Consider the following 1,263-nt stretch of genomic DNA (forward strand, 5'->3'; position numbering starts at 1 on the left):
GGTCGTAGAACTGGCGACGATAGCCGCCAGCTATCTGACCGTCGCCACCTCGGCAAGAGATGACGACGCCCCTCGGGTGCTGATCGCGATGGAAGGACATGCGGAGCGGATGCGGCACATCGTCGCGACCGGCGGCGGCCACTCGTGCGAGCTGTGCGTACGGCACCGCGACGTAGCGCAAAGGGCGCGACATGGCTGACCTGTCGCCCCGCGCCGAGCGCCTGGCCTCGCTGCTGACCAACCGCCACCCCGGGTGGGCCCACGAGGTTGAGCCCGAGGGGATGCGGGCCGGGACCATCAGCGACCCCGTGGGTCAGATCTACGGCTGCGCCGACGACGAGGACTACGGCAGGGCGCTGCACGACCTGGGCATCCGCACCGACCCGAGCGTCTACGGGCTCGCGCCCAGGTTCCCCTCCGACACCGCGCACGACCTCGACCTCGCGCTGACCGAGGCGGTCTTGGACTGCCGGGAGAAGATCGATGGCTGAGCTGGACGGCGGGCAGCGTTCCCGTCTTCACCTGGGCGACATCGAGCGCCGCCTGCTCGCCGGGGAGACGGCGACCGACGACGTGATCGACCTGATCGCCGAGGTTCGAAGGCTGCGCGCCGTCGAGGACCTCGTGGTCGGGCTGCTGTTCGACTCGATGGTGACCTACCAGGGCTGGACCACCTCGCCGCTGGCGCTGCTGGAGCGGTACAACCCGCACCTTCGTACGGAGCTGCACCGCCTGCGCCACACTGCTTCTTACTCCGCAGCGCACGTGGACTCGGCGGTCGCGCTGGCGAACTCTGGGCGCGAGCCCGCGCCCGAGCGTCGCCGCAGGCTGATGCGACTGGTCCGCCGGTGAGCGCGGACATGCCGGCCTGGCTCGACCGGCTCGGGGCGGTGGACACCGAGACCACCGGGGTGGACGTCGAGGCCGACCGGATCGTCCAGGCCGCCTGGGTCGAGGTCGGCCCAGAGGGCGTCACCGACACTCACACCTCGTTGATCAACCCCGGGGTGCCGATCCCGCAGGGCGCCATCGACGTCCACGGAATCACCAACGAGCGGGTCCGCGCCGAGGGTGTCGCGCCGGCTGGCGCGATCGCCGAGGTCGTCGGGCGCATCGAGGGGTTCTGGGCCAAGGGCCTGCCCGTGGTCGCCATGAACGCGACCTTCGACCCGACACTGCTCGACCGGGAGATGCGCCGTCACCACGGCCGCGGGATCGACTTCACCGCCGCCCGGGTGATCGACCCAATGGTGCTGGATCGGG

Annotated in this window: 4 protein-coding genes; all 4 read left to right on the plus strand. The window is 70.9% G+C overall.

The genetic code is table 11. The annotated features are described in order from the left end of the window. Positions 1 to 199: hypothetical protein (locus tag BBK14_RS39310; protein WP_206744668.1), on the plus strand; the 199-nt coding region annotated here is incomplete at its 5' end. After that, positions 192 to 491 (plus strand): hypothetical protein, encoded by a 300-nt coding sequence (locus tag BBK14_RS14970; protein ID WP_071063016.1) that lies wholly within the window; start codon positions 192 to 194, stop codon positions 489 to 491. The genes BBK14_RS39310 and BBK14_RS14970, both read left to right, overlap by 8 nt. After that, the gene (locus BBK14_RS14975) at positions 484 to 852 is read left to right on the plus strand and encodes a hypothetical protein (RefSeq protein WP_071063018.1); all 369 of its coding nucleotides are present in this window, start codon (positions 484 to 486) and stop codon (positions 850 to 852) included. The genes BBK14_RS14970 and BBK14_RS14975 overlap by 8 nt, the downstream gene beginning before the upstream one ends. Next, positions 849 to 1,263: exonuclease domain-containing protein (locus tag BBK14_RS14980; protein WP_275078488.1), on the plus strand; the 415-nt coding region annotated here is incomplete at its 3' end. The genes BBK14_RS14975 and BBK14_RS14980, both read left to right, overlap by 4 nt.

Origin of the sequence: Parafrankia soli, assembly GCF_001854695.1 — a bacterium.
GTDB lineage: Bacteria > Actinomycetota > Actinomycetes > Frankiales > Frankiaceae > Parafrankia > Parafrankia soli.

What these genes read in the sequence shown, in the direction of transcription:
- BBK14_RS14970 (WP_071063016.1), top strand. Translation starts at nt 192, where the DNA reads ATGGCTGACCTGTCGCCCCGCGCCGAGCGCCTGGCCTCGCTGCTGACC.
- BBK14_RS14975 (WP_071063018.1), top strand. Translation starts at nt 484, where the DNA reads ATGGCTGAGCTGGACGGCGGGCAGCGTTCCCGTCTTCACCTGGGCGAC.